Source organism: Pseudomonas sp. (assembly GCF_028293835.1).
In the GTDB taxonomy this organism is placed as follows: Bacteria; Pseudomonadota; Gammaproteobacteria; order Pseudomonadales; family Pseudomonadaceae; genus Aquipseudomonas.
Genome location: NZ_JAQGNX010000152.1, coordinates 1 through 6,762 on the forward strand (window position 1 = coordinate 1; position 6,762 = coordinate 6,762).

At 57.7% G+C, this 6,762-nt stretch carries 8 protein-coding genes; 5 read left to right on the top strand and 3 right to left on the bottom strand.

Features of this window, described 5'->3' with window-relative positions:
* Positions 1–193: disulfide bond formation protein B (locus JWR17_RS20585; protein WP_299834279.1), on the top strand; the 193-nt coding region annotated here is incomplete at its 5' end.
* A 234-nt stretch (positions 194–427) separates the two neighbouring features.
* Positions 428–901 carry a sigma D regulator gene (rsd, locus tag JWR17_RS20590; protein ID WP_299834281.1) on the top strand — a complete coding sequence of 158 codons (474 nt, stop codon included), beginning with the start codon at positions 428–430 and terminating at the stop codon, positions 899–901.
* Positions 902–979: 78 nt separating this feature from the next.
* On the opposite strand, the gene JWR17_RS20595 is transcribed toward rsd, so the two are convergent.
* Positions 980–1,657: an FKBP-type peptidyl-prolyl cis-trans isomerase gene (locus JWR17_RS20595; protein ID WP_299834284.1), complete on the bottom strand. Its 678-nt coding sequence runs from the start codon at positions 1,655–1,657 to the stop codon at positions 980–982.
* A gap of 215 nt (positions 1,658–1,872) precedes the next feature.
* Between JWR17_RS20595 and JWR17_RS20600 the strand changes: the two genes are divergently transcribed.
* Positions 1,873–2,922, top strand: a complete 1,050-nt coding sequence (locus tag JWR17_RS20600; protein ID WP_299834286.1) for an AlgP family protein — start codon at positions 1,873–1,875, stop codon at positions 2,920–2,922.
* Here the strand turns inward: JWR17_RS20600 and JWR17_RS20605 are convergent.
* The gene (locus tag JWR17_RS20605; RefSeq protein WP_299834295.1) at positions 2,919–3,383 is read right to left on the bottom strand and encodes a TIGR02444 family protein; all 465 of its coding nucleotides are present in this window, start codon (positions 3,381–3,383) and stop codon (positions 2,919–2,921) included. The genes JWR17_RS20600 and JWR17_RS20605 overlap by 4 nt on opposite strands.
* A gap of 46 nt (positions 3,384–3,429) precedes the next feature.
* On the opposite strand from JWR17_RS20605, the gene JWR17_RS20610 reads away from it, so the two are divergent.
* Together JWR17_RS20610 and JWR17_RS20615 are read left to right on the top strand one after the other, a co-directional pair.
* The gene (locus JWR17_RS20610; protein ID WP_299834288.1) at positions 3,430–5,343 is read left to right on the top strand and encodes an ATP-binding cassette domain-containing protein; all 1,914 of its coding nucleotides are present in this window, start codon (positions 3,430–3,432) and stop codon (positions 5,341–5,343) included.
* 52 nt (positions 5,344–5,395) lie between these two features.
* On the top strand, positions 5,396–6,028 hold the full coding sequence (locus tag JWR17_RS20615) for a LysE family transporter (RefSeq protein WP_299834290.1): 633 nt from the start codon (positions 5,396–5,398) through the stop codon (positions 6,026–6,028).
* A gap of 96 nt (positions 6,029–6,124) precedes the next feature.
* Here JWR17_RS20615 and JWR17_RS20620 read toward each other — a convergent pair.
* On the bottom strand, positions 6,125–6,762 hold a 638-nt coding region (locus JWR17_RS20620; protein WP_299834292.1), incomplete at its 5' end, for a penicillin-binding protein activator LpoB.

The window sequence follows — 6,762 nt, forward strand, 5'->3', positions numbered from 1 at the left end:
TTGCGTCTATTCACCCGCCTACTATTTAGATCTGATCTCCTTCTTCAAAGTCGTCGCTCAAGTGTTTGATGGTGAGGCGGATTGCATCGAAGTGACCTGGACTCTGTTCGGTATGAGCCTTCCCGAATGGAGCCTGCTGGCGTTCGCCGGCATGATCGTGTTTGCCGCTTACCAATTGTTACAGCGCGACTAAGGCGGGCTGCACAGTGCGAAACGGGGCTCAAAGGGTGGCCCGGATTAAACACTTGTATGAACTTTATCTCCTGCGTACCTTGATGGGGTTGGTGTGCGGGCATAATCTGGTCGGCACGCGTTATCGGAAATATGCCGTTTTTGTAGCTTCATCGGACCCGTCTCTCATCGAGAGTTTATTAGAAGTCTGGGAGCGGTACAGAGCCGCATGACCCTGAAGGGAAGAGAGAACATCATGCTGGAAAGTTGCAAGAATGCTCAGGAGCGCTGGGGCGGGGTTCACAAGCTGATTGATCGTTGGCTTGAAGACCGTAAAGAACTCGTTCGGGTCTACGACGCGCTTGGCGACACGCCGGAAGCGTTGGCTGCGGACCGTGAGGGCCTTCAGAAATTTTGCGGAGTGTTGGTCGATTACGTGTCGGCGGGACATTTTGAAGTCTATGAACAGCTCACCAGCGAAGCGAAAGCGTTCGAAGATGAGCGTGGCCTGGAACTGGCCAAGCAGATCTACCCACGTATCGACGTCATTACTGAGTTCGCACTGGCATTCAATGACCGTTGCGACAAAGGTGATTGTTCAGACGTAACGGTCGTTGCTTCGGAGTTCAAAAAGCTCGGCAGTTTGCTGCATGAGCGTTTCGAACTGGAAGATTGCCTGATCGAAGTGTTGCACAACTCCCACAAAACATCAGACGCCGTTCAGGCCTGAAGTTTGACGCTGTCACCGGGTGCGCTTCCTGCGCCCGGTTTCGGCGTGGGTCGTGGCCTGTTCTTGACGTGCTACCTGTTACTGACCCACGGCTATCAACTCAATTTCAAACACCAGTGGCGTATAGGGGTCGATAAGATCCCCCGCGCCTTCCGCGCCATAAGCCTGGGCGGAAGGAATCACCAAGCGCCATTTCGCACCTACCGGCATCCCCTGCAACGCACTCGTCCAGCCAGCGATTACGCTGTCCAGGCGAAACCACTGTGGCTGGGTGTTCTGATCGAAGATGGTGCCGTCCGGCAAGTGACCGACGTAACGGACTTGTACCCGGTCCGAAGCGGTAGGTTTTGGACCCGAACCCGGCGTCAGTTCGGTCATTAGCACGCCATCCGCCAATACCTTCACGCCTGGCTTGGCTTTCTCGGTGTTCAGAAAACGCTGCTCGGCGCTCATGGCCGCTTCGCTCTGCGGTTCGGGCGGCGGCGCATCTTCTGACTGGGTCACTGCTGCATCGTGGTCCCTAAGAATCTGCTCGATGCGATCGTCTTTTAGCGCAAGCGGTTTGCCTTGATAGGCCTGCTGCAACCCATCGATCAATGCCTGTATCTGCAAATCAGGAACTTCCTGACGCAGTCGCTGGCCGAGGCTTGCTCCCAGGCTGTAAGCGAGATCGTGGTCGCTCGGGGGAGCGGCGGTTTCGGCGGCCTGGGCAAGCGGTAGCAGAAGAAACAGCGACATTAATAGGTAGCGTGACATGGTCCACTCCAGCCTGGGGAGCGGGGATTATGCCAGTGCTGTCGTCGCAACGCTGCCTGCTTGAAGGGGTTTTTCTTCGCGCTGTCATGGGTACTGCATTCAATCTGTTCGGCGGGTATGCAAACGACGACGAGGTGTAAGTATCAACACCACCTAGCGGCGCTTCATGCAGAGGTCTAGTATGAGCCGCTATCTAGCCAGTCAGGAGGTCAGTCATGTCGGCGAAAAAGAAGCCAGTAAATACCCCGTTGCACTTGCTCCACGAGCTTTCGACAAGCTTGCTTGAACACTTGGAAAACGCCTGCGCTCAAGCAATGACCGAGGCAGAAAAACTGCTCGCGAAATTGGAAAAGCAACGCGGCAAAGCGCAAGAAAAATTGCATAACACCCGCATCAAACTGCAGGAAGCTGCTACCGCCGGAAAAGCCAAGGCACAGGCCAAAGCTAAAGAAGGTGTGTCCGAACTCGAAGAGCTGCTCGACGCTCTCAAGTCTCGTCAGACTGAAACCCGCACCTACATTTTGCAGCTAAAGCGCGACGCCCAGGAAAGCCTGAAACTGGCTCAGGGTATTGGTCGTGTCAAAGAAGCCGTGGGCAAAAGCTTGAGCCTGCGTGCGCCTAAACCGGCTGCTGCGAAGACGCCAGCACCTGTTGCTGCAGCCAAGGCTCCAGCTAAAACTGCTGCAGCCAAGGCTCCAGCTAAAACTGCTGCTGCCAAGGCCCCAGGGAAAGCACCGGTAAAAGCGCCAGAAAAAGCAGCGGCCAAAGCGCCCGTCGCTGCCAAGCCAGCTGTGAAAGCTGCACCGAAAGCAGCAGCAAAAACGCCTGCCGCTGCCAGTTCGGCAAAACCTGCCGCCAAGCCTGTAGCCGCCAAAGCTGCGCCCAAAGCTGCGCCCAAGGCTCCGGCTAAAGCCGCTGCCGCGAAGCCTGCCGTTGTTGCAAAACCGGCAGCCGCTAAACCCGCGGTAAAAGCAGCAGTCTCTAAAGCGCCTGCCGCCACTGCTGCAAAAGCGCCGACTAAAGCTGCTGCAGCCAAGGCACCTGCCAAGGCCGTTGCCAAGCCAGCGGCTAAACCTGCTCCAGTAAAAGCAGTGGCTAAGCCGGCGCCAGCCAAGCCGGTCGCCGCGAAACCTGCTGCTGCCAAGCCAGTCGCCGCCACGCCTGCAACACCGCCAGCGTCCACTGCGGCAGCCGTAAGCGCTCCAGCAGCGTCGGCTCCAGTAGCTCATGCGGCAACACCTGCTACTCCAACCAGCGCTTCTTAAATCTGGTTCGCCGCGACGCGCAGCACCTGCAGCGCGTCGTGGTTCTCTTTGGCCGCATCGGCAGCAAGTTCTTCCAGCCACGGCGTCATGTCCTGCGAAACACCCCCCGGCCACTTCTGTGTCAGCGTCTCAAGCCGCGACAATAATGTGCGTTCGGCTTCCAGTTCCAGCCTCTTTATCTGCTCGCGAACGGCATTCAAGTCGCTGTCGTCAGCCGCCGCATCGCGCCAACGCACCCGCATTGCCCTGAGCGGTTGCACCACATCGTCGTACCAAGGCGCGGCCAATTGTCTGATATCACTTAAACGGTCAGGGCTGCAAAGCACCCCGCGATGTCCCAGCCACGCGCCACACAGCAGCGTGCAAACGTTGGCCCCGCTGGCTTGCAGCTGCAGGCATGCATGCTCCACACCCGGTTGGGCATAGATATTGAGGGAGAAATTCCACAGATCAGGAGGCATAGTCATCTACTTGTTTCGGACGAAGCTGGTAGACTCCGCCGCCATTATGATTCGACTTCAAAACCTGACTTTACAGCGTGGCCCGCAACGTCTGCTAGAAGACGCCGAGTTAACGCTGCACGCCGGCCATAAAGCCGGTTTGATCGGTGCCAATGGCGCCGGCAAATCCAGCCTGTTTGCCTTGATGCGGGGCGAGCTGACCCCCGACTCTGGCGACTGCTTGCTGCCTGCCGATTGGCGCATTGCTCACATGCGTCAGGAGATCGAGACCCTCGAGCGCCTGGCCGTGGATTATGTGCTTGATGGAGACCTGCGTCTGCGTCAGGCACAGAGCGATCTGGCAGCCGCAGAAGAGGCGCACGACGGCGCGGCTCAGGCCCGCTTCCATGCGGAGCTGGATGGCGCCGACGGCTACACAGCGGACGCCCGAGCGCGCAAGTTGCTTGCCGGTCTGGGCTTCACTAACGAGCAGATGGACCGACAGGTCGGAGATTTCTCCGGTGGTTGGCGGATGCGTCTGAATCTGGCCCAGGCATTGATGTGTCCGTCGGACCTGCTGCTGCTCGATGAGCCCACCAACCACTTGGACCTCGACGCCATTTTGTGGCTTGAGGATTGGCTGAAAAGCTACTCCGGCACTTTGCTGTTGATCTCCCATGACAGGGATTTCCTCGACGCAGTGGTCGATCACATCGCCCACGTCGAACAGAAAAAAATCATTCTTTATCGTGGCGGCTATAGCGCCTTCGAGCGTGCCCGAGCCGAACGTCTGGCTCAGCAGCAGCAGGCGTACGACAAGCAACAAGTAGCACGCGCGCACATGGAAAAATTCATTGCGCGCTTCAGGGCTCAAGCCACCAAGGCTCGTCAGGCGCAAAGCCGGATGAAAGCACTTGAGCGCATGGAAGAGTTGTCGGCGGCTCACGTCGACTCGCCGTTCGATTTCACCTTCCGTGAGTCCGATAAAATCTCCAGTCCGCTGCTTGATATGTCCGACGCACGTTTGGGCTATGGCGAAAGAGCGGTTTTGGAAAAGGTCAAATTACAACTTACCCCCGGTGCCCGAATTGGCTTGCTTGGCCCCAACGGTGCGGGTAAGTCGACGCTGATCAAAAACCTCGCCGGTGAGCTTGAACCGTTGAGCGGTCGGCTGGTTCGTGGCGAAAACCTGATCGTGGGCTATTTCGCCCAGCATCAGTTGGATTCCCTCGACGCCAAAGCCAGCCCGTTATTGCACCTGCAACGAATAGCACCCACCGAGCGCGAACAGACGTTGCGTGACTTCCTTGGCGGTTTCGACTTCCGTGGTCCGCGTCTGGACGAGCCGGTGCTGAATTTCTCAGGCGGCGAAAAAGCCCGTCTGGCGTTGTCGCTGATTGCGTGGGGCAAACCTAACTTGCTGCTGCTCGATGAGCCCACCAACCACCTGGACCTGGAAATGCGCCTGGCGCTGACCATGGCGTTACAAGAATTCAGTGGCGCGGTACTGGTGGTTTCTCACGATAGGCACCTGCTGAAAAGTACCACCGACGACTTCCTGTTGGTGGCCGACGGTGTGGTGCAAACCTTTGACGGCGATCTTGAAGACTACGCGCGTTGGCTGGTGGATTATCGTCTGCGCAACGCACCGGTCAGCAATACGCCGGTCAACCCTGACAAGACCGACAAAAAGGCTCAGCGCCAGCAGGCTGCGGCGTTGCGTCAACAGCTGGCACCGCACAAGCGCGAGGCCGACAAGCTCGAGCGCGACCTCGGCACGCTGCATGAAAAGCTGTTCACCGTCGAAGCTGCGCTGGCTGACAGCACCAACTACGAAGCGGCGAACAAAGACAAGCTGCGCGACTTGCTGGCCGATCAGGCAAAACTGAAAATTCGCGAAGCCGAGCTGGAAGAAACCTGGATGGAAGCGCTAGAGTTGCTGGAAAGCATGCAGGCCGAGCTGGAAGCGTTGTCCTCATAGCTGTCCCGAACGTAGTTTCCCGAGAGCCTTTTCCATCGTGCCGAGGTAAGTGATGTCGCTTGAAACGTGGCTTGGTTTCTTTGCTGCCTGTTGGGTCATTAGCCTTTCCCCAGGCGCTGGCGCCATTGCGTCGATGTCATGCGGATTGCGTTATGGCTTTTGGCGCGGTTACTGGAATGCCCTGGGTCTGCAAGTTGCGTTAGTGCTACAGATCGCCATCGTCGCAGCGGGTCTGGGCGCTGTGCTCGCCACCTCTGCCCTGGCGTTCAGCCTGATCAAATGGTTCGGCGTGCTTTATCTGGTTTACCTCGCGGTCAGACAGTGGCGCGCGTTGGCCATCGAAATGGCCGACCACGATGCGGTTCGCCCGCTAGGCCGACCGTTGAGCTTGGTAATGCGCGGTTTTCTGGTGAACATCAGCAACCCGAAAGCGCTGGTGTTCATGCTGGCCATCCTGCCGCAGTTCATTGACCCGCTACAGCCGTTGCTGGCTCAATATCTGATCATTGCCATGACCATGGTCGTGGTCGACCTGACGGTGATGGCCGGTTATACCGGTCTCGCCTCGCGTGTCCTGCGCCTGCTGCGCACGCCCAGGCAGCAGCGCCGTATGAACCGAACCTTCGCCGGATTATTCGTCGGCGCTGCGGCTTTTCTCGCCACCCTCCATCGCGCTGCGGATTGATTCCTTTCGGGGGGCTTGTGCGTTGGTATTGCATCGCCTGTTTCTGTTGATGGCCAGCCTATGGGCGCTGGCTCGTTGCTGACAGGCGCTGCGGCGTTACCGCAATATCCTTGGCGCTTCGTCACGGGGCAAACTGCTACGCGGCACAGGGCTTTGGTTGCTGCCATCGAAACCGATTAATTGTTCCTTCAATTGGCGCGCAACGTCTTCGCCAATAGATTTCGACACGTCTCTTACTACTCGGCCGCGGTTAAGCGAGACGTGCTGGTCGTAGCCGTTGACCAGCTTGGTGTCTTGACCTTCGCCAATGGCGGTGAACGCCGAGGTGATTTCAAACGTGCGGGTGTTGACCAGGCTGAAACTGCCAACCAACGTCAGGCCCATGACCGCCGAATGGCTGTCAGTCTTGGCCAACGCCGTCACGTCCTGGCGGAAGTCGATATCCGACACCGTGCCAAACAAGACGAAATCCGCACCTTTGAAGTTGCCGCCTTTGATTCGCTTGATCACGTCGTAGACGTCCTCCCGGGACTTGGCGGTGTAAGGCGTGCCTTGAACCAGCTGGAACATCCCGGATTTTAAAATCTCGCCCTTGATGTCGCCGCTGAATTTACGCAGCTCACCTTGCTCGATGTAGCTGCTGCGGCTTTCATACTCGTTGTAGGTAGCCGAACCGCTGGCCTGATACGCATTGGCCTGAATATTGGTTTGCGCTGAAACAGTATGAATGTATT